The following is a 20,682-nucleotide window of genomic DNA, read 5'->3' as shown; positions in this document are numbered from 1 at the left end:
CGGTGCGTCACAGCACCAGCGCGGCGAGCGGCGGCAGCGTCTTTTCGTAAGCGCTTTCGAGCACGTCGAAGCAGTCTTCGCACAGATCGCGGCGTCCGCGCGCAATGGCCCGCACGAGCCGGAACTGCATGATCATCGACTCCGAGGCGATGCTCTGCGCCGCGGCCGCAATCGATGCCGGAATCTCGAAGCCTTGTGCGGAAAGCCACAGCAGATACTTCGAGAGGAACTCGAAGTTCGCGCCGAGCTGCCGCATCAGGTTGAACGAGTACGGGTGGAAGAATTTTTCGCCGCGTTCGAGCAGCGTATCGAGATGCGCGGGAAATGCGGCACGCCATGACGAAATCGGATTGGTCAGCGGCCGGCGCCCCAGGTGCGCACACAGTAATTCCGCCGACGCTTCCGCCAATGCGGTGCCTTCGAGCGCGGGCCGCGCCTGCTTGGCGAACTCCACGTAAGGAAACAGCAGGTCGGGCTGCTGCGCGAATTGCGGCAGCTTGCGAAACACGCCGTCGTAGTCCTCGCCGTCGAGCAGGTGATAGCCGGTGTTGTGGAAATAGCCGAGACGGCGCGCGTCGGGATCGATGAAGTCGATGCCCACCGTGGTTTTCGGATGCTCGCGCCGGTACGACGTGGCGCGCGTGTTCGGCAGGTAATAGCCGTCTACTTCCACCAGCACCGTATGGCCGCGTGAAGTCTGCGCGAGCACGCGCGCTTCGAGCGAATCGTAGATGGCCAGTTCCTGCACCTGGGTGCCGTAGAGCCGTTCGAGGTCTTCGAGCGGAAACTTGAAGAACGTGAACTGATCGCCTTCGAAATCCTGCGTGACGGTAAAGCCGAACGCCGCGCGCGGATCGAGCCCGAAGCCGTGCAGCAGTTCGATCCACAGGTCCACGTAGCAATTCGTTTCTTGCCACACGCGCTCGCCTTGATGCAACGCGTGTGGCGCATGCTCGCGCAAACGCGTCGCGGGCGCGGCCGGCGTGGCCGCGGCAACGCCGCCCGCGGCGGGCAGATCGACGCGCCGGGTCAGCGGGAAGGCGGTGTGCGCGCCGTTCGGCACGGGTGTCAGCGACGGATTCATACGCGCTCTCCGGCGTCTTGCGCCGCCACGCCTGTTTCTGTCTGCATGGACGCGATGCCGTGCGCCACGCGTGCTTCGGTATCGCCCCACAGCAGCGCGCGCACGTCGTCCGGCCAGGCGTTCACATCGAGCCCGTGATGACGGAACAGCGCGAGCGTGATGCGTTCCATGCCGAAGCCGACGCAGCCCGTATGCGCAACCGTACCGTCGTCGCACTCGATCTTCCAGATCGCGCCGAAGTGTTCCATGTGATAGTTGAACGACAGGCAAGCGGTCTTGCCGCGCGGATCGGCCACCGGAATCAGCAGTTCGAACTTGAGTGCCTGGGCGCGCTGGCTGTCGGCGACGATCTTGCCGCCGCGGCCGAAGAACGGGTCGTTGGCGAGATCCACTTCGACCGGCAGTTGCAGCAGTTTCACGAGCAGCGAGCCGCGCTCGATCCACATCTGGCGGAATGCCATCACCTGTTCGCCGCTGCCGAGGCGCACGTATTCGCGCTGACGGAACATCTGCATGCGGCCGGGATCGAGCGACGGCTCGTGACGGAAGCAATACGACAGCACGTCGATGGTGCGGCCGCCGGCGGGCAGCGGACCGCGTCGCGCCATCACCGGGTAGATCGGATAGCAGGCGGCCGGCGTGAGCACCACGCGGGTCGGTTTCTGTTGCGCCATCCACGAGTCGCTGCGGTCGTCGTCGCTTTCGGTCATGGCGTCGTCGAGCGCACGCAGCAAGCGCCGGTGGCCCATGTCGTCGCCGCAGAACGAGTGGATCGTGCCGGCCAGATTCGGGAAGCTCTTCAGATACTCGCTGTCTTCGAAGTCGGTGCGGCGCATGGCGGGCGGAAAGCGCAGCACTTCGGGCTGCTGGTCCGCGCCCAGATGCGTGATCGCCACGTTCAGACGGTCCACCACGTCCTCGAAAATCTGACTACGGCCGTACAGGCCGTTTTCGCCGGTATCGATCAACAGGCCCGCGGCCAGCAGTTCGTCGCGAAAGCCCGGCGCTTCTGCTGCCTGAGCGGCAGCGGCGAGGGCGGCGGTATCGGTCATCGTGTTCATGTCAGGCTCTCCCCGGGGCGGCAGGACGTTGCGCGAGCAACAGGCTCGCGGTGTTCTGCGCAATGCGGTCGTTGTTGATCATTAGCGGCGCGGAGTACAGGTCGCGTAAATGGCGTCCCACGCTGTACGGTGTGCCGTTCTTGTAGCCCGCCATGCCGCAGATCATCAGCACTTCCTGCACGACCTGCAGCGCGGTGGTGGAGATGCTCGTCTTCAGCGTGTTCATGTCGGAGGCGAAGCCGAGCATGGCCGCGAGCGGCGCATCGGCTTGCGAGCCGCCATGGCGTGCCTGGTGGGCGGCGCGCGCCGCCTCCAGCGCGACCGCGAGGCGCGCCTGCATCATCTGCAGCAGACCGACCGCTTCGGCGAGGCGCAGGCCGGCCGGCGGAATCTCACCGGGTTTCGAGCGCGCCTGCGCGCGAAAGAACACTTTCGCGCGATTCACCGCGTCGCTGGCCACACCGGTCCAGACCGAGGCCCACAGCGTGTGCGAGACCGGCAGCATGGTCTGATCGGCGATCTCGGCAAAGGGCGTCGGCAGGATCTGTTCGGCCAGACCCGTGGCGACGAGCCGGAAGCCCTCGCTGCAGGTGCCGCGCATGCCCATCGAATCCCAGCCGCCGCGCTTTTCCAATTGCGTGTCGGCGCGCAACGCGACGATCAGCACCTGATCCGCCGCAGCCGACTCGGCGGTGCGGCGGGCCGTGACCAGAATGCCGTCGGCGTGCGCGCCGTAAGAGATCGTCGGTGCGAGCTTTTCGATGCGAAAGCGCGCAGCGTCGAGCTCGACTGCGCATGCACTGGTGCGCATATTGCCGCCGATGGTTTCTTCGGAGGTGGCCGAAGCCAGCAGCCATTGGTTCTCGACCAGTTGCGCGAGCAACTGCCGGTGCCACGCCGAGTCGCTGCCATGCGCCTCGATACAGGCCACCTGGATCTGGTGCATCGCGTACACCATCGCGGTGGACGCACAGCCTTGCGCAAGCGTTTCGCAGATCGCGCCGACGTCCGCGAGCGACAGCCCCGCGCCGCCGAATGCGGCCGGCACCATGGCCGAAAGCAGGCGCTCGCGTTTGAGCGCGTCGAACGCTTCGCGCGGAAAGCGTGCCTCACGATCCACCGAATCCGCGAACTGCGCGGCCACTGCGGCGCAGCGTTGCGCCGCCGCGCGCCAGCCGGGTTCGGCTTCGACCGCGCTCAGCACGGCAGGCGGGCCGCCTTCGTCGAGGGCCGGCACCTGGGTAGGGGCGAGCGAAGCCGCCGCATCCAGCAGCGGGGCGTTCATGCTGCCGCCTTCGCCTGTTGCAGCTCGGTTACCGCGGCGGCCATCGAATCGATGCTCGAGAAAAGCCGCCGCGTCAACAAACGGTCTGGAATTTCAATGCCGAATTCGTCTTCGATGGCCAGCATCAGATGCACGGTCGCGAGTGAGGACAAGCCCGCGGCGTACAGGTCGGCGTCGTCGGCGAGGCTCTCCGGCGCGACGTCGAGGCGCGCCGATTCGGAAAGGATGCGTCGCAATGCGGTTTTCATGGTGTGGTCCCCCAGTTGTTCAACGGTCTCGAATGTCGCGGACATCGATCGAATGCACGTGATCGTTTCTTGTGTCGATTGCGCGCGGCGCTTGCGGGCGTGGTCGATTTGCCAGTGGCGGCGCGGTCACAGTGATTGCGTGCGGTTTCAGGCGGCGCTTTGCCACGCCGTGCCCGATGTCCCGTATTTAAGAATTGTCAAAGCCCAGCGTCAGTGCGATGGCGCACGGAAACACGCGGTTTGCGGACGTACCGTGTAGCCATCAGAACGGACCGGCGCAGGCAGCCAGGCCGTCGAAGCCGGCGCGTAAAGCCGGTCTCGTTGAACTTATTGACCGCTGGGGAACGTGATGAACTGGAAAACGCTGGAATTCGATCAGCTTTCGGCACGCGAGTTGTATCTGATCCTGCGGGCGCGCAGCGCTGTGTTCGTAGTCGAACAGTCGCATGTCTGTCTGGACGCCGACGGCCGCGACGAAAATGCGTTGCACGTGTTCGCGGTTGAGGACATGGCGCGCTCCATGCCGATTCTCGCTTACGCACGTGTGCAACCCGGCGACGCGGAAGACCCGGAGATCACCATCGACAAGGTGCTGACGAGTCCGCTGCGACGCGGCGACGGCACCGCCGAACTGCTGCTCGAACGCGTGCTGCAGGCAATCGCCGAACGTTGGCCGGGACATGCCACGCGTGTCAGCGCGCCGCTCGGTCTGCGCGGCTTCTACGAGCAATTCGGCTTTCGCAAGACGGAAGGACCTTATCTCGAACATGGCGTGCCATTCATCGGCCTCACACGTCAGGCGCGCGTCAGTCAGCCGCTTTTCGGTGCGCGTCGCCGCGAGCGCGGCGCCGCCGTGCTCGTGAATACGTTCGAGTTGCTGTGATGGGGCGAATGCTCGTCACGCCTTCCAGCGCACAGCTTGCACTCGCAAGACCGACGCCGGACATACCACGCACTTCGCCGGGCGCGCCACCCGCATCCGCCGCGCCGGCCGTCGGTGCGCGGGCGAGGGGCCTGCGCCATCCACTGCGCCTGCCGCTGCTGCTATTTGCGGTGACGTTGGGCCTGGTCGCGCTGCATCAGGGCAGGGTGGTCGAATACTTCTTTCCGCTCGGCGCATTCGGCATTGCATTGTTGTTCTACTGGCGCTCGCCCGCGCATTACCTCGGCTTCGTCTGCTGGCTGTTTTTCCTGACGCCGGAAGTGCGCCGTCTCGCCGACTTCGTCAACGGCTCGTTCAACGATCAAAGCCCGATCATGATCGCGCCTCTGCTCGCGGTCGCGCTCACCGGCCTCACCTTGCTCAAGCACGTCTCGCTGCTGGGGCAGCGCCGCGCGGCGCCGCTCGTGCTGATCGTGATCGCGCTGCTGTACGCGTATGTGGTCGGCATGGCGCAGGTCGGTCCCGCCGCCGCGACTTACACGCTCATCAACTGGCTGTATCCCGTGATGGTGGCGTTTTATCTCACCGTCACATGGCGCCACTATCCCGACTATCACCGCGTGTTGCTGAAAACATTCGTTTATGGCGGACTCCTGATGAGCGTGTACGGCCTGGTCGAATTCGTTTCGCCGATGCCGTGGGACGCGTTCTGGCTGATCGCTTCGAAAATGCAATCCGAAGGGCAACCGGTGCCGTTCGGCATGCGTGTGAGCAGCACGATGAATTCGTGCGGCCCGTTCGCGGTCACGCTCATGACGATTCTGCTGATGTCGCTCGCGGCGCGCGGCAAGGCGCGCATCGTGCTGGGCTGCGTGGGCATTCCCGTGCTGCTGCTCACGAGCGCGCGCAGCACGTGGGGCGGTTTTGCGATCGCGATCGTGTATTCGTTCCTCATGCTCGACGGCAGGAGCCGCATGCGGTTGATGGCCGGCGTGCTTGGGCTCGCCGTGATGGCCGCGCCGCTGATGATGATCGATCAGGTTGCCGAACCGGTGATCCAGCGCTTCAGCACGATGCAGAATCTCGGCGAGGACAACAGCTATCAGGCGCGCGCCGAGTTCTACAAGAGCTTTTTCTCCTCGGCGTTTACCGATATCGCGGGACAGGGGCTCGGCACGATCGGCCTTGGCACCAAGCTCTCCGACGACAAATCATCCGCGGCGAGGGTCGATTTCGACAGCGGCCTGATGGAAGTCCCGTTCGTGATGGGGTGGCCGGGCACGCTGCTCTATGCCACCGGCGTATTCGTGTTGCTCTGGCGCGCGTACCGGGCGAGCCGGCTGCATCCGACCGACCTGCTGGCGATTTCCGGTGTGGGCGTGGCGGTGGCGATTTTCTCGATGATGATTTTCATCAATACGCTGACCTCCGTGTCGGGAATGTTTTTCTTTCTCGGTGTGACGCTGCCCGTGATTTCGCTGCGTTATGCGCGTGAACGGCAGGGCGCGGCCGCCGTTGCTTCACTACGGCACAACAAGATATCCAGATGAAGGACACAAGGATGCGGATTCTGATCGTCACCCACGTCGTGCGAAAAAACGACGGGCAGGGGCGGGTCAACTATGAGATCGTGCTGGCGGCGCTCGCCGCCGGTCATGCGGTGACGCTGCTCGCCGCCGAGGCCGCGCCTGAACTGGTGCAGCACCCTCACGTGCATTTCGTGCAGGTTCCCACCAGCGGTTTGCCGACCAAGCTGCTTCAGTACCAGATGTTCGCGTGGCGTTGCGGCGCATGGATTCGCGCGCATCGCGACGAATTCGACGTGGTGCATGTGAACGGCTTCATTGCGTGGGCGCGTGCCGATGTCAACGCCGCGCACTTCGTCCACGACGGCTGGTATCGCTGCGGCTTCTATCCGTTCAGGCTGCTGCACAACCTGTATCACGCGTACCAGGTCGTCTACACGTTGCTGAATATCCTGTGCGAAAAGTGGGCGTTCCGGCATGCCGAGGTGATCGTGCCGGTCTCGCAGAAGGTGGCCGGCGAAGTTCGCGCGCTGGGCATCGGCTCGGCACGGGTACAGGTGATACACAACGGTGTCGATGTCGGCGAGTTCACGCCCGGTACACCGGAGCGGGCCCGTTTCAATCTGCCGCAAGCGCCGTTCATGCTGCTGTTCGCCGGCGACCTGCGTATGTCGCGCAAGAATCTCGACACCGTCCTGCATGCGCTCGTACGCACGTCCCCCGAAGTGCATCTCGCGGTCGCCGGAATTCTGCACAACAGTCCTTACCCCGCGCTGGTGGAATCGCTCGGACTGACGCAGCGGGTTCACTTCACGGACATGGTAATGGACATGCCCGCGCTGATGCGCTCGGTCGATGCGTTCGTGTTTCCCTCGCGCTACGAGCCGATGGGGCTCGTGCTGCTGGAGGCGTTGTCCGCCGGATTGCCGGTCATCACCGTGCGCACCGCGGGCGGCGCGGAAGTGATCGCGTGCGGCAGCGGTATCGTGCTCGACGATCCCAACGACGCCGCCGCGCTTGCCGTGGCGATCGAACATCTCGCCAGAGAGCCGGATTACGCGCGACGCCTTGGGCTCGCCGCGCGCGCGGTGGCCGGCACGTTGAGCTGGCAGGCGATGGCTGAGCGCTATCTGTCCGTCTACGAACAGGTGCATGCACGGCGCGCGGCGCGCGAGCTGCCGGCGGCGTGTGCGACCGCATCGGCGGAACTATGAGCGATACGTCGATCGAATCACTGCAAATCGGAATGCACTGGTTCAACGAGCGGCCGGGCGGGCTCGACCGCATGTTCAAGGCATTGATCGATACGCTGCCCGAGCAGGGCGTCAATGTGCGCGGCATGGTGGCGGGCACACCGGGCGTGTTCGATGCGTCGGGCGGCCGCGTGCTGGCTTTTGCCGGCGCGCAGTCGCAACTCGGCACGCGGCTGTGGGGTTCGCGCGTGCAGTCGCGCGCGCTGCGCGCCGCGAAGATGCCCGATGTGGTCGCCTCGCATTTCGCGCTCTACGCGGCGCCGACTGTCGGCGTGTTCCGGCGCGTGCCGAAGGTCGTGCATTTTCACGGACCGTGGGCGGCCGAATCGTTTCCGGGCGGTGGTGGCGGCTGGTCGCGCGCCATGCGCGTCGCGCTGGAGCGCTTCGTCTATCGCAGCGGGACGCGGCATATCGTGCTTTCGCAGGCATTTGGCCGGCTGCTTCACGAGAACTACGGCGTGCGTGAGGACAGCATTCGTATCGTGCCGGGCTGTGTCGACGTGGCGCACTTCAATACGCGGGCGACCAGGCGCGAGGCGCGCGGGCGTTTGCGTTTGCCGCAGGACAGGCCGCTGCTCTTTTGCATGCGGCGTCTCGTGTCGCGAATGGGCCTCGAAGACCTGATCGACGCCATGGCGCTCGTCAAGCCGATGATCCCGGACGTACTTCTCATCATCGCCGGCAAGGGGCCGCTGGAAGCTCAGTTGCAGGCGCGCATTGTTTCGCGCGGGCTGGAACGCAATGTACGGCTGGCGGGTTTCGTGGCCGACGAGAAAGTGCCGCTGTGGTATCGGGCCGCCGATCTTTCGGTGGTGCCGACGGTGTCGCTCGAAGGCTTCGGGCTCACCACGATCGAATCGCTCGCCGCGGGCACGCCGGTGCTGGTGACGCCGGTGGGCGGACTGCCGGAAGCGGTGGCGCCGCTGTCGTCCGAACTGGTACTGCCGTCGAGCGGTTTCCGCTCGCTCGGAGAAGGGATTGCCGACGTCCTGCTCGGGCGCCGCGTGGTACCGGATGCCGAGAAGTGCCGTGCGTATGCGAGCGCGCATTTCGACCGGCCGGTGGTTGCCGCGCAGGTTGCGCGCGTCTATCGCGAAGCGATCAGCGCATTCTGATACGCCCGTGATCATGCGAAGCACCGCACGCAAAACCTTCGAGCGCCTGGTGTGCGTAATCGCCGTGGCCTTGCCTGTGCTGGTGGTGATCGGCGCGGCTGGTTCGGGGTGGACGATTCACGGGCCGGCGCTGACCACTGAGGCGGCGGCAGCCATTACCACTCCCAACGCAACCGCAACCGCAACGACCGTCGCCGCAGCCGCGGCCAGCCGGCCCGCCGCCGAAGTGCAGGCGGCGTCCGCCCATCCTTCGCTTTCCTACCGAACCTCGTGGATCGGCAATACGTGGGGTTATGCCGATCATCGCTGGATGCAGATCGACGTGCAGGCGCTCGCCGTCACGCCGGATGGCGACGTATTCACGAACGCGCCCTGGGACGAAGGCGGCGGCGAACTCGGCCAGTACCGCAACGGCGAGCTGGTGCGGCACGGCGGCGAGTCGCATGGCTGGGGCATGATGGGCGGCGACGCGATCGCCGTGAACAGCGAGTACGTGTACGTCGCGCAAACCATGGTGAGCCTCGGCAACGAAGAGGCGAAGCACCGCGCGACCCCGCGCGAGGGCGAAGTGTGGACGGGCGTGGCGCGCCGCAGCCGGGCCGACCTACGCGACGGCGTGCCGTTCGCCGGCCAGGTGAAGTTTCCCGCCGGCAGCCGGCTCGCGTATCTGTTGATCTCCACCTATTCCGACAAGACCGACTACGCGGTCCGCGGCCTCGCCGCGGACGACACGCGGCTATTCGTTTCGAATCTGCTCGATAACCGCGTGCAGGTGTACGACGCGCAAACCATGCAAGCGGTCGGTGCGTTCCCGGTGCCCGAGCCTGGCCGGCTTGCGCTCGCTTCCGACGGCTCGTTGTGGGCCATTGAGAACAGCCGCACGGACAGCGCGCGGCGCGTCATTCACCATGCACGCGATGGCGCCCGTCTGGGCGAACTCGCATTGCCCGACGGCGTGGTGCCCGTAGACCTGACGGTCGACGCGCGCGGGCGCCTGTTGATCGCCGACAACGGCGTGCGCCAGCAGATCCTGATCTTCACTGCGGTCCCCGGCGCGACGACTCCGCAGGGAGCGGGCATGCAATTGTCGGCGAGCTTCGGACAGGAGGGCGGCATCTACGCGGGCCGGGCCGGCGCGCCGGGGCCACGGCGCTTCAACGGGCTGACGGGAGTGGGCGTGGACCGCGGCGGCAACGTCTATGTGTCGATGAACGGCGCGGGTCCGCGCCCGTTCGGCACGGGTCCGAGCACCTACGACGGCGCGCTGCTCGAAAGCTATACGCCCGATGGCAAACAGCGCTTCAGTCTGCAGGGACTGTTATTCGTCGACGGCGCGCAGTTCGTGGATGGCGAGCCGCCTTCGGTGTACAGCGGCAGCAAGCGCTTCACGCTCGATCTTTCGCGGCCACTCGGGCAGGAGTGGGCGTATGCCGGTTACACCGCGGACCGTTTCCGCTATCCGTACGATCCATATTTTCATCTCTATCTCGGCGGTCAGCGCGGTATGCCGATGGTGCGCGACGTGCGCGGTCACCGTCTGCTCTATACGACCGACATGTACTCCTCGTATCTGAGGATCTACCGTTTCGCCGACGACCGCGAGACCGCGATTCCCGCAGGGCTCTTCTCGCAGTCGCATATCGACGGCGCGTGGCCGCCCAATCAGCCGCGCCAGGGCGAATGGATCTGGCGCGATACGACGGGCAAGGGCGACTTCTCTCCACAGGCATTCGACCAGAACATTCGCAACGCCGACGCGCCGCCAATGCGCGGCTGGTGGGTGGATAGCCGCGGCGATATCTGGCAGGGCACCGAATCGCAGGGCATACGCTGCTTTGCGCTGCAGGGCTTCGACCGCGTCGGCAACCCGATCTACCGCTACTCGGCGATGCGGCAATATGCGCCGCCCGCGCCGTTCTACCGGATCGCGCGCCTGAATTATTTCCCCGACGAAGACAGCATGTTCGTCTCCGGCTCGACACCCGCGCATCCATTCGTTCAGGAGAACTGGAATGGCGCGGGTTCGCAGTTGGCCCGCTACGACCACTGGAAAAGCGGCAAGCCGGTGCTGCGCTATGTAATCGGCTTGCCCGACCGCGGCGCGCCGGACTGGTCGTCGATCAGCGGCTTTGCCGTGGCGGGCGACTACGTGTTCGCCGTCGAAACGCGCGGCGCCGTGGTGCGTGTGTACGACCGCGCGAGCGGACGCGACGTCGGCCGCCTCTCGCCGGGCAAGGAAGTCGGCTCGACGAGCGGCTGGGTCGACGTGCCCATGCCGATGACCGCGCATCGCCTCGCCTCGGGCGAATACCTCGTGCTGGTGGAAGAAGACGCCTACGGCAAGGCGCTGATGTACCGCTTCACGCCGCCCTCGGCGCCGCTTGCCGCGGCTGCCCCTCATTCAACGACTGTCGCGCAGACTCCATGAAAATCATTCACCTCGCCAATCACGCGCAATGCGTCGGCAATGGCATCGTCAACGTGATGGTCGACCTTGCCTGCCTGCAGGCGCGCGCCGGCCACGACGTGACGGTGGCCTCGGCGGGCGGCGGCTTTGAAGCTCTGCTGGCGCGGCACGGCGTGCGTCACGTGCTGTTGCCGCAATCGCCCAGACCGTCGCGTGTCGCTAGCATGGTGGCGGGCTTCAGACGGCTGGTCGCGCAGGTCGACCCCGACGTCGTGCACGCGCACATGATGACCGGCGCGCTGATCGCTCGCGTGAGCGCGCTGCGGCGGCGCTACGTGCTGATCACCACGGTGCACAACGAGTTTCAGCGCAGCGCCACGCTGATGGGCGTCGGCGATCACGTGGTGGCGGTCAGCGATGCGGTGGCCGCGGCGATGGCGCGGCGCGGCATTGCGCCGGCGCGCCTGAGTGTCGTGCGTAATGGCACGATCGGCACGCCGCGCCTCGCCGACACGCCGGTGCCCGCGCAACCGCAACTGGCGCATCCGTGCGTCGTCACGGTGTCGGGCATGTATGAGCGCAAGGGGATCGGCGATCTGCTGCATGCCTTCGCGCTGCTACGCGAGCGCGTGCCGCACGCGGTCCTGTATCTCGTCGGCGACGGTCCGGATCGCGGTGCCATGGAAGCGCTGGCTCGGCAACTGGGTGTCGCCGCGCAGGTGCGTTTCGAAGGTTTTGTCGCCGACCCGCGTGCGTATCTCGCGCAGGCCGACGTGTTCGTGCTCGCCTCGCACTACGAGGCGGCCGGCCTCGTGCTGTGTGAAGCGCGTGAATTAGGTAGGGCGATCGTGGCGACGCGCGTGGGCGGCATTCCCGAGATGCTCGACGGCGGCGAAGCCGGCGTGCTCGTGCCGGTGCAGGACCCGGCTGCGTTGGCGCAGGCGCTCGGGCATCTGCTGAGCGCGCACGATGCGCATGCGGCGCTGTCCGCACGCGCGCTCTGCAAGCTCGACAAATTCAGCGTGCAGCAGGTGAGCGACGGCTATCTGTCGATCTACGAACGCACTTTGGCGAGCTGCCAGCCGCGCCGCTTTGCGAGCATCGCCACACGCGGTATGACGGCGGTTGCACGAGTAGTGCCGGACACTGTCACGCATTCGAACTCGATCTGAAAGAGCGGGCCGCGCTCAGCAGCGGCCCGCTTCAATCCTATGGACTAGCTGGTGGTGGACGGCGTAAAGCGCGCCCAGAGCTTGCCGACCAAGCCGCGAAGTTCACTCGACCCGTGCAACGATAGCCCCAGGTTCGCGAGGGCCAGCACGAGCGCCGCGACGATGAGCGTCGGCACCGCGCTGATCGAATCGGCGAGCGCGACTGCTACTAGCAGGAACGCGAGGTGGGCCAGCATATTGCGCACGATGGACCACACGTGCAGCCGCGCGAACACCAGCAGCACCGCGTAGTCGAATAGCGCTTTGAGCGTGACGACGACACCCGCGCCCATGATCCCGAACCAGTGAATCCCGCACCACAGCGCGCCGGCGAATACCGGCAATTCGAGCCAGCTCACCGTGGCGACGGCGGCCGGGCTGGTCTGCGCCTGGATCAGGATCCCCAGAATGCCGCACTGGCCGCTCAGCCACACGCCGAGCACGAGCACGCTGGCAACCGGCGCGGCGGCCGCGACCGTCGGCCCCAGCCAGAGCAGGAGGAAAGGCTTGAGTGCGAATAGCGCGACGATCACGCACGGCGTGAACGCGCCGTTGAGAAACGCGAGGGCGCTATGCGCCAATGCGTCCGCATCCGCGCGGGACACGGCCGACAGGCGTGGGAACAGTGTGCGCACCATCGCGATGGGCAGCAGATTCAGGCGCGTAATCAGATTCTGCGGCGTTGCGTAATACGTCACGTAGCGCGCGCCGAGCAGCGCGCCCACCAGCACCCGGTCGAGTGTCGACGCAATCATGTTGGCGCCGGAAAACATCAGCATCCAGCGGCCATAGCGGAAGAGTTCGGTCATCACATGCCATTGCGGCATCCGCACGCGGCGAATCCCGAGCGCGCGAAATGCGGCCGCGCCGAGCATCAGGCCGGCCACGAGGCGCGCCACCACCGCCGCCGGAATCACCACCGCGAGCGAGGGCGAAAAGCAGAAGATCGCCGCTAGCGGCAGTAACTGGAACAGCGCCGTGCCCAGTGTCTGGTTGATGTTGAAGCTGGTGAAGCGCTCCACGCCGTTGATGGCGCCGGCAAACACCCATGAGACGTTGGCGATCGGCACGGCCACGGCGATCCACGGCAGGCTCGCCATCACTTCGCGCTGGAAGGCGGGTTCGATCTTCACGCCGTGCGTGATATAGACAACCGTGCCCACGTAAATGAGAAGGCCGCCCACAATGCCGGTGCCCAGATTCATGAACCACGCGCTCCAGAAGATGCGCTCGATCGAATCGTCCGTGGCGGCGCGCGCTTTGGATATCTGATTTTCGGTTGCGAGACTCGTGCCGAGATCCAGCACGCTGAAGTAGCCGATCAGGGTCCACACCAGATTGATCACGCCGTATCGTTCGACGCCCATCAGGTGAATATAGGCGGGCACGGTGACGAGGGAGATAAACGTTGGAGCGATCGCCCCGGCGAAATTGATGACGATGTTCCTGACGATACTTCTTTCCATGGTGCGCTTTTCCGGCGTCTGAATTCCTGCAATGGTGTGGTCCGTTCTGGCCGCTGTCGGTGCGCAGTCGCACTCTGCAGCGCGCTTGACACGACGGTGTCGGCCCGTCGCAGGTTTCGATGTTGCCCTGGCCCCTGGCGCGTCTATGTGTGTGCCCGTACAGATACTTGCCATCCGGCGGGGTTAAATGCAAATCATCAGAAGGTAATGCCGCGCGGCTGTGTTGTTGCCGCGTAATCATCGAACGGGGTTTGACAATGAAACGTGCCGGATTCGAGCGCCGCTCGTCGGCCAGAATGCAACGGGACCTGGGCGCGAGCGGTTTGCGAGGCATCCATGGCTGAGCGCATCGACGAACAGGGCGGGAGCGGCGCGCGTGAACTGGATGCGCGGCTCATCTCCATCTGCATTCCCACCTGCAACCGGCCTGCGTTGCTCGAGCAGGCCATCGACAGTTGCCATGCGCAGACTTATGGCGAGTTCGAAATCGTGATCGGCGACGACTCGACCGACGACAGCGCGCGGCATGTCGTGGAACGCTGCCGCTTGCGCAGCGACCGGCCCATTCGTTACGAACGCAACGTGCCCCGGCTCGGTCAGGCGTCCAATGTGAATCGCCTGTTCGCGCGTGCTCGCGGCGCCCGGCTCGTGCTCCTGCACGACGACGATCTGCTGGAACCGCATGCGTTGAATCGTCTCGATGCATGCTGGCGAACCTACCCCGATCTGACAGCGGCGTTCGGCAAGCAGCGCGTGATCGCCGACGACGGCACGCCGCGCCCCGAAGCCAGCGAACGCCTGAATCGCGATTACCGGCGCGTGCCCGAGCGTGCCGGCCGTTTGCCCATACCGGCGCTAGCCGGCATCGACCAGATGTTCCCGAACAACGGCTTTCTGGTCGATACGTTGGCGGCACGCCGCATTGGATATCGCCCGGCCGCCGAAGTCGGCGAAGCGTGCGACTTCGATTTCGGCTTGCGGCTCAGCGTCGACGCAACGGCGATCTGCTTCGTGAACGAGTGCGTCTCGGTATCGCGCGAAACGGCGCTGTCGATTTCAACGCATGCGTTGCCCGCGATGCACGCGTTTGCGCAACTGCGCGAGAGCCATGTGCCGGCAGCGGCACAGGCCGCGCGTGATGATGCATTGCGCCGCGTGGCGCCGCGCGCGGCCTCCGCCTATGCGCGAGCCGGCGAGCCCGCTGCCGCGTGGCGTGTGCTGCTGTCGAAGCATTACCCGATGCGCGACAGACTGCGCGCGCGGTTCTTCTATCACTTGCTGCTCGCCGCGCGCTCGACGTTCGCGTTGCGTGCGCCGCACGGCAACTGACTACGCTGGCCGTTTCCGATCACCCGCATCGAGCGGATCGAGCGGATCGAGCGCATTCGCCGATGAATCGGACTCCGAGACAATGTGGCAGGACGTACATATGAGTCATGTGACGTTTGTTGTAATGCGTTGAAAGGGAGGACCCCGTGAGGAGCATAGCGTGAGGCCAGTAGTCTTCGATGGCCAGTTCGGCTGGTTGCATCCGGCGAGTGGGCCGGACGGGGTGGTGTTGTGCTATCCGTTCGGCTACGACGCACTGTGCACGTATCGCGGCATGCGCAGGCTGGCCGAGCGGCTCGCCGCGCGCGGCGTGCCGGTGCTGCGTTTCGATTACCCGGGCACGGGCGATTCAGCAGGCGAGGCGAGCGAACCCGGCCGCTGGCGCGCGTGGATCGACAGCATCAAGCAAGCCGTGGCATTGCTGCGCGAATCGTTCGGTGTCGAACGCGTGACGTTGTGCGGATTGCGGCTCGGCGGCACGCTCGCGGCGCTCGCCGCTCAGGAACTCGGCGGGGTGGACGGCCTTGTGCTGCTCGCGCCGGTCCTGTCGGGCAAGAACTATCAGCGCGAGCTGCGCGCGCATTATCGTCAATGGCTGTCGATTCCGGCTGCGATGGACTGCGTGCCCGAGCCGGATACCGACGCTTTCGTCGAGGCGTACGGCTTTCGCCTCTATCAGGATACGTTGGAGAGTCTGCGTGCTGTCGATCTGAACCGCGACGCACCGCGGCCGGCCGGTCGCGTGCTCATGCTCGATTCGCTGGACCCCGCGCGAGTCGACGCGCTGGCTGCGCACTATCGCGAGCAAGGCGTCGACGTTGAACGGCAGCCTTTCGATGAGTACAGCAGGTTCATGATGGAATCGCTCGATAGTGAGATTCCGCAGTCCGCGTTTCAGTCGATAGAGAACTGGTTGGCGGATGGCGCGGCTCATGCGATCGCATGCGGGCGTGCGGGCACGATCAGCGATACCAATGGACACGCGCCACATACTTCTGATCGCGAGACGACCCACGTGGTCGAGTCCGGCGTGGTTGAAACGCCGGTATGGCTCGACGGCGGCAGGCTGTTCGGCATCTATTGCCGGCCTGAAGCTCACGGCGCCGTTTCTGCGCCAGCGGCGCTGCTGCTGAATACAGGCGCGGTCTCGCGAATCGGCAATGCGCGGCTTGGCGTGCGCTTTGCCAGGCGTCTCGCGCGACAAGGCATTGCTTCGCTACGAGTCGATCTCGGTGGTCTGGGCGACAGCATGCCATCGTTGGATGCGTTGAGCCTCGACGCGCTGTACGCGCAGTCGGGCGTCGACGACGCCGCCTGTGCGGCGCGCTGGCTGACAGCGCAGGGCCATCGCGGCGCGGTGCTGCTCGGCATCTGCGCAGGCGCATACGTCGGCCTGCATGCGGCGGCACGCGAACCGGCGGCGCTCGGCGCGGTGCTGGTGAATTTGCAGAAGTTCACGTGGCAGAACATCTGCGACGCGCATGGCAAGCCGACCGTCGCGGTCGCGGCTTTTGGTTCGACACGCAGCTATCTGCGCTCGATGTGCGAGCCGCGCAAATGGCTGCGCGTGCTGAAGGGACAGACGGGCGGATGGCCGGTCGCGCGCGAACTCGCGGGACGCTTCGCTGCGCGGTTCGGCGCGACGCTTGCCGATCGGATCGAACGTATTTGCGGCATTGAACTCGGTGCACAGGAAGAACGGCGCCTCCTCGCCGCAGTGGACGCGCACGGTGTCGAGACACGGCTCCTCTTCGGAGTGCTCGACGAAGGCGTCGAAGAACTCGAGCGCCATTTCGGCGTGCGTGGCGCGCGGCTGCAGCGCTTCAGGCATATTCGCGCGGCGTTTTGCGAGCACACCGATCACGCGATCCTGTCGGCCAGCGCGCAGGAAAACGTGATGTCGTATTTCGAAACGTTCTATCGCGACACTTTCAATGAGCGGCGCGTGCCCGACGCCGTCACCGCCCGCGAGCCGCTCGCGAGGCGCGCCGGTGGGCGACGCGCGCGGGCCGCGCAATGGCTTGTCAAGCGTGCGCGAGCGTTTCGTTTATTCGGGCAAGCGTGATGCCTGCGCCTGAATTGTCGGCTGACGTGTAGACACGGCGTCACGCACCGGCTCGACAACCCGGGCAAGATTCCGCTGGAAATAATCGAGGTGCAATCGGGCGGGTATCTCGGTGAAGACGACATCGTCCGTTTCGACGACCAGTACGGTCGCGATCAGGAGAACGGCCATGCAGGCAAGGGTACGTCACGCTGAAACGCCGCAGCCCGCGCAGGCCGCTTTCGACGAGCAGCGCTTTCGCCGTGCATTGGGGCGCTTCGCGACCGGGGTCGTGGTGATCTCGACCGGCAGCGGCGACAGTCTGCACGCGATGACCGCCAATGCCTTCATGTCGGGTTCGCTCAAGCCGCCGCTCGTCGTCGTCTCGGTCGGACACCGGGCGCGTATGCACGAGCGTCTGATGGACAGCGCGTTGTTCGGCGTGAGCGTGTTGTCCGAGGCGCAGGAGCCGCATAGCCGCCACTTCGCCGGTGAGCCGCAAAGCTGGCTCGCGCCGCGCTTTGCGGCGGTCGAGGGGTTGCCGGATGTCGTGCTACTTGAACACGCGGCGGCGCGTTTCGCGGCGCGCGTGGTGGACCGGCATCCGTGCGGCGACCATACGTTGTTCGTCGGCGAGGTGCTGGTGTTCTCGCTGGATGAGCACGCGCCCCTGATTTTTTTCGGCGGACGCTACGGATCCGTGTCGGCTCAGGATGGCGCACTGAACTCGCCGCCGCGCGCGGCGACTACGCGTTGATGCGAATGCCAACCGTCGCTTTCCGCCAGTCCATATCCGCCTCGGTCGTTGCAGATCAGACAATTCGTCTCGCAACGTGCGTCTTCGCACTATGCAAATTTCACGACGCAGGCACGCTTGAAACGCAAGCTTATGGCCCGTCAAGATATGCGGCGTTTCACGGAAGAAACAATTCTTCAGAGGGATAACCCTCTCAGGAAGTGTCCCAACTGGCGCAAGCGTTTTGAAGCTAGCAACGTATCGTAGAACAACATTGTCACACCAATAAAACGACACACAGGGCCGCTCGATCAACAGGCTACGCGGGGGCAAACACCGCTTCGGGGAGAGTGTGATGGAACACGCAAACAAAGATCGATCGCTCGTGAGCAAGGTCATGGATGGACTGGTCACGGGCATCGTCGAAGAGAAGTACGGCGCCATACTGCCGCCGCAGGATGTGCTGTCGAAGGAGTTCGACGTCAGCCGCACCGTCATGCGCGAGGCGCTGTCGATGCTGCTCGCGCGCGACATGCTGGACGTGCGGCCAAAAATCGGCACGCGCATCCGGCCGATGAGCGATTGGCGCATGATCGACGAGGACGTCGTGCAATGGCGTTTTCGCGCGAAACCCGATCCGCTGTTTCTGCGCGACGTGATCGAGTTTCGCATCCTGATCGAACCGCGCGCGTCGGCGCAGGCGGCCGCACGCGGCAGCGCGGCGGATATCGCCGCGATTCGCGAGGCGTTCGAGGGGTTCCGCAGTATTCGGCCAGGCGAGCCGGGCTATCAGGAAGCCGACGAACTGTTCCACACCCGTATCGTGGTGGCGAGCGGGAACCAGTTCTTCAAGCAGATGGCGGCGATCATTCGCGGCGCGCTATCGACCGTGAACCCCATCGTCACCGACCGGGACGGGCTGTGGGAAACGGCGGTGAGTTCGCATCAGCGCGTGGTCGAAGCGATTGAACGGCGCGATCCGAAGGAAGCGGAAATTGCCTCGCTCGCCATGATCGATTACACCGCGGAAGAAGTCGGCAGCCAGTTTTCTGCGGACCCGCCGGCGCACGGCTGAGCGTGACCGCCGCGGTGGCACGCCGGATTCTGGTTTTTTCCTTGTGAGACTGCGCAGCACGAAAGGCGCGAGTTCAGCCCTACGCGAGAGCGTGTGGCATGCGCGACAATAGCGCCTGTTCTGAACTGCATGGACTCGAAGGAACGATGACAATCGCAACGCAGGAAGCCTCGCCGGACGGCATGGTCCGCTGGGGAATCGTCGGGACGGGCCGCATTGCCCGTCGCTTCGCTCAAGGTCTCGCTCATGTGCCACAGGCGCAACTGACCGCGCTGTGGTCACGCCGCGCGGAACCGGCCGCAGCTTTCGCCGCGGAGTTCGGCGGCGAGGTTTGCGCGAGTTTCGAGGCGCTGCTCGCAAGCGGTATCGACGCGCTCTATATCGCCACTGTCCAGGACAGTCACGCCGGCTACGCGATCGACGCGCTGCAAGCCGGTCTGCACGTACTGTGCGAAAAACCCGCCACCATCAATCAGCCGCAACTCGAGCGCGTGCTCGACGCCGCGCGCGCCGCGCAACGGCTCTTCATGGAAGCCATGAAGCCGCCGTTCTATCCGCTGTACAGAAAGTTGCGCGCGCATCTAAGCGCTGACCCGATCGGCACGGTGGGGCTGGTGCGGGCCGGTTGCTCAGTGCCGGGCGTGCCGGACGATCACCCGTCGCTGTCGTTCGAACATGCGGGTGGCGCGCTGCTCGATATCGGGATCTACGAGATGTTTCTCGCCGTCGACTGGTTGGGCGCGCCGCATGAGCTGCAGACGCTCGGGCGGCTCGGCAAGACCGGCGTCGATACCTTTGCGAGCCTGAACAGCCGGCACGAGGGCGGCATCGCCCAGCTGTTCTGCGGGCTCGATCTGCACGGCAAAGGCGATGCGTTGTTGATGGCGAGTCATGGCCACGTCACGATTCATGAGCCGTGGTGGAACCCGTCGCGCGCGACGGTCCGCTATGCCGATGGACGCGTGGTCGAACTCGACGAGCCGTTCGAAGGCGGTGGCCTGAACTACGAGACGGCGCACTTCTGCGAACTGATCCGGGCGGGGCAGGTGGAAAGCCCGGTGATGCCGCATGCCAAGTCGTTGCAGATGATCGCGATGGCCGACGCGGCGCGCGCGGCGCTCGGGCTGAAGTTCGCCGGGGAGTGAGCGCGGGCTGGGCACGCAGCGACCGGGCGGCGCCGCGTTATCCGGCGCTTATCCGGGCGGATGCTTTCCTGGTGCGCCGCCGTGGTGGCGCGCCGGTTCTTCAGTGGCGCGACGGCAGCGCGAGGCGACGCTCGTACCAGCGCTGCACGCTTTCGAGCACCTGGCACAGCACCCAGTAAACCGCAGCCGCCGCGAGATACAGCGGCAGCGGCTGATACGTCGAGGCGATGATCTCCTGCGCGCTGCGCAGCAGTTCGGTCACGGTAATCACCGACACCAGCGAGGTGTCCTTGATGAGGCTGATCAGACTGTTCGACAGACTCGGCACGGCAATGCGCAAGGCCTGCGGTGCGATCACATAACGCAGCGTCTGGCGGCGCGAAAGACCGAGACTATAGGCGGCGAGCCACTGACCCTTGTGAATCCCGAGAATCGCGCCGCGCATGCTCTCTGACAGGTACGCCGCGACATTCGCCGACAGGGCGATCACACCGGCGGGCGTGGGGTCGAGTGAAATGCCGAAACTCGGTAAGCCGTAGTAGATCACGAAGATCTGCACCAGCAGCGGCGTGCCGCGCATCACGCTCACGTAAATGCGCGCGATCCAGTTCAGCACGCGGCTGTGGCTCACGCCCATCAAGGCGAGCACGGCGCCGGCAAGCAGGCCGAAGAACATCGACAGAACCGCGAACTTGATCGTCAGGACGGCGCCTTGCGCGAGCACGGGCAGCGATTCAACGAGCAGGGAAGTGGTGGACATGAGCGGTGGTCGGGTTGGCGCGCAAAAGCGCACATCATAAACGTTGCCGTCAAA

17 protein-coding genes and 1 pseudogene are annotated in these 20,682 nt (G+C 65.3%); 12 read left to right on the top strand and 6 right to left on the bottom strand.

What is annotated here, in order from left to right; genetic code table 11:
- Positions 1 to 7: 7 nt before the first annotated feature.
- The 4 genes from P0D71_RS07965 to P0D71_RS07950 are packed head-to-tail and all read right to left on the bottom strand — an operon-like array spanning position 8 to position 3,678.
- Positions 8 to 1,084, bottom strand: a complete 1,077-nt coding sequence (locus P0D71_RS07965; protein ID WP_408479623.1) for a DUF1839 family protein — start codon at positions 1,082 to 1,084, stop codon at positions 8 to 10.
- The gene (locus P0D71_RS07960; protein WP_408182989.1) at positions 1,081 to 2,145 is read right to left on the bottom strand and encodes an amino acid--[acyl-carrier-protein] ligase; all 1,065 of its coding nucleotides are present in this window, start codon (positions 2,143 to 2,145) and stop codon (positions 1,081 to 1,083) included. The genes P0D71_RS07965 and P0D71_RS07960 overlap by 4 nt, the downstream gene beginning before the upstream one ends.
- A 1-nt stretch (position 2,146) precedes the next feature.
- The gene (locus P0D71_RS07955) at positions 2,147 to 3,430 is read right to left on the bottom strand and encodes an acyl-CoA dehydrogenase family protein (protein WP_408479622.1); all 1,284 of its coding nucleotides are present in this window, start codon (positions 3,428 to 3,430) and stop codon (positions 2,147 to 2,149) included.
- A complete protein-coding gene (locus P0D71_RS07950; protein WP_408182993.1) occupies positions 3,427 to 3,678 on the bottom strand; it encodes an acyl carrier protein in 252 nt (83 codons plus the stop codon). The genes P0D71_RS07955 and P0D71_RS07950 overlap by 4 nt, the downstream gene beginning before the upstream one ends.
- Before the next feature lie 349 nt (positions 3,679 to 4,027).
- Here P0D71_RS07950 and P0D71_RS07945 point away from each other — a divergent pair, with 349 nt between their 5' ends.
- Genes P0D71_RS07945 through P0D71_RS07920 form a run of 6 tightly spaced genes read left to right on the top strand, consistent with a single transcriptional unit; the run spans position 4,028 to position 12,034 of the window.
- Positions 4,028 to 4,561, top strand: a complete 534-nt coding sequence (locus P0D71_RS07945; RefSeq protein WP_408479621.1) for a GNAT family N-acetyltransferase — start codon at positions 4,028 to 4,030, stop codon at positions 4,559 to 4,561.
- On the top strand, positions 4,561 to 6,111 hold the full coding sequence (locus tag P0D71_RS07940) for an O-antigen ligase family protein (RefSeq protein ID WP_408479620.1): 1,551 nt from the start codon (positions 4,561 to 4,563) through the stop codon (positions 6,109 to 6,111). Before P0D71_RS07945 ends, P0D71_RS07940 begins: the two co-directional genes overlap by 1 nt.
- An 11-nt stretch (positions 6,112 to 6,122) precedes the next feature.
- Positions 6,123 to 7,301 carry a glycosyltransferase family 4 protein gene (locus P0D71_RS07935; RefSeq protein ID WP_408479752.1) on the top strand — a complete coding sequence of 393 codons (1,179 nt, stop codon included), beginning with the start codon at positions 6,123 to 6,125 and terminating at the stop codon, positions 7,299 to 7,301.
- On the top strand, positions 7,298 to 8,455 hold the full coding sequence (locus P0D71_RS07930; RefSeq protein ID WP_408479619.1) for a glycosyltransferase family 4 protein: 1,158 nt from the start codon (positions 7,298 to 7,300) through the stop codon (positions 8,453 to 8,455). The genes P0D71_RS07935 and P0D71_RS07930 overlap by 4 nt, the downstream gene beginning before the upstream one ends.
- A 13-nt stretch (positions 8,456 to 8,468) precedes the next feature.
- The gene (locus P0D71_RS07925) at positions 8,469 to 10,883 is read left to right on the top strand and encodes an NHL repeat-containing protein (protein ID WP_408479618.1); all 2,415 of its coding nucleotides are present in this window, start codon (positions 8,469 to 8,471) and stop codon (positions 10,881 to 10,883) included.
- On the top strand, positions 10,880 to 12,034 hold the full coding sequence (locus tag P0D71_RS07920) for a glycosyltransferase family 4 protein (RefSeq protein WP_408479617.1): 1,155 nt from the start codon (positions 10,880 to 10,882) through the stop codon (positions 12,032 to 12,034). Before P0D71_RS07925 ends, P0D71_RS07920 begins: the two co-directional genes overlap by 4 nt.
- Positions 12,035 to 12,078: 44 nt before the next feature.
- On the opposite strand, the gene P0D71_RS07915 is transcribed toward P0D71_RS07920, so the two are convergent.
- Positions 12,079 to 13,539, bottom strand: coding sequence for an oligosaccharide flippase family protein (locus tag P0D71_RS07915; protein WP_091794695.1), 1,461 nt, complete (start codon positions 13,537 to 13,539; stop codon positions 12,079 to 12,081).
- Between the two features lie 336 nt (positions 13,540 to 13,875).
- Here P0D71_RS07915 and P0D71_RS07910 point away from each other — a divergent pair, with 336 nt between their 5' ends.
- From P0D71_RS07910 to P0D71_RS07885, 6 genes and pseudogenes are all read left to right on the top strand, one after another.
- On the top strand, positions 13,876 to 14,868 hold the full coding sequence (locus P0D71_RS07910; RefSeq protein ID WP_408479616.1) for a glycosyltransferase family 2 protein: 993 nt from the start codon (positions 13,876 to 13,878) through the stop codon (positions 14,866 to 14,868).
- A gap of 160 nt (positions 14,869 to 15,028) precedes the next feature.
- Positions 15,029 to 16,933 (top strand): alpha/beta fold hydrolase, encoded by a 1,905-nt coding sequence (locus P0D71_RS07905; RefSeq protein WP_408479615.1) that lies wholly within the window; start codon positions 15,029 to 15,031, stop codon positions 16,931 to 16,933.
- 36 nt (positions 16,934 to 16,969) lie between these two features.
- Positions 16,970 to 17,128: pseudogene (locus tag P0D71_RS07900) on the top strand (hypothetical protein); the annotation flags it as partial.
- Complete coding sequence (locus tag P0D71_RS07895) at positions 17,103 to 17,669, top strand: flavin reductase family protein (RefSeq protein ID WP_408479614.1); 567 nt, start codon at positions 17,103 to 17,105, stop codon at positions 17,667 to 17,669. The pseudogene P0D71_RS07900 and the gene P0D71_RS07895, both read left to right, overlap by 26 nt.
- A gap of 334 nt (positions 17,670 to 18,003) precedes the next feature.
- Complete coding sequence (locus P0D71_RS07890; protein ID WP_408479613.1) at positions 18,004 to 18,723, top strand: FadR/GntR family transcriptional regulator; 720 nt, start codon at positions 18,004 to 18,006, stop codon at positions 18,721 to 18,723.
- A 146-nt stretch (positions 18,724 to 18,869) separates the two neighbouring features.
- On the top strand, positions 18,870 to 19,868 hold the full coding sequence (locus P0D71_RS07885; RefSeq protein ID WP_408479612.1) for a Gfo/Idh/MocA family protein: 999 nt from the start codon (positions 18,870 to 18,872) through the stop codon (positions 19,866 to 19,868).
- 100 nt (positions 19,869 to 19,968) lie between these two features.
- On the opposite strand, the gene P0D71_RS07880 is transcribed toward P0D71_RS07885, so the two are convergent.
- Complete coding sequence (locus P0D71_RS07880) at positions 19,969 to 20,628, bottom strand: amino acid ABC transporter permease (RefSeq protein WP_091794684.1); 660 nt, start codon at positions 20,626 to 20,628, stop codon at positions 19,969 to 19,971.
- Between the last annotated feature and the right edge of the window lie 54 nt (positions 20,629 to 20,682).

This window comes from Paraburkholderia sp. RL17-383-BIF-A, from assembly GCF_046028015.1.
Classification (GTDB): Bacteria; Pseudomonadota; Gammaproteobacteria; order Burkholderiales; family Burkholderiaceae; genus Paraburkholderia.
This window is presented reverse-complemented; position numbering and strand designations above follow the sequence as displayed.